The 241-nt window shown below is 45.6% G+C and carries 1 pseudogene; it reads right to left on the bottom strand.

Annotated features, from left to right (window positions below):
- Positions 1-241: pseudogene (locus tag PGZ10_RS16500) on the bottom strand (hypothetical protein); the annotation flags it as partial.

The following is a 241-nucleotide window of genomic DNA, read 5'->3' as shown; positions in this document are numbered from 1 at the left end:
TATAGTTGATACCAAGCTGCTTACAGTAAAGGACAACCAGCTTTTCATCACGGCTGCCCTTGAAATTTTCGACCGCTTCCAGATTTTCTTTCAGTTCATTGGCAACAGTGGTCTGGGGTGCACTCTCACTGTCCTTTTTATGGGCTTCTCGAATATCCCGGATAATGAGGTTGAGGTCATCCCGTACCATCTGACTGAAATACTCATCATCGCTGATATGGGCGGCTTGCAACACTTTCAA

The organism is Coprococcus sp. AF102-57 (assembly GCF_027686195.1).
GTDB classification, from domain to species: Bacteria; Bacillota; Clostridia; order Lachnospirales; family Lachnospiraceae; genus Allocoprococcus; species Allocoprococcus comes.
Note: the sequence above shows the minus strand (reverse complement) of the source record. Positions and strands in the feature narration are given on the sequence as shown.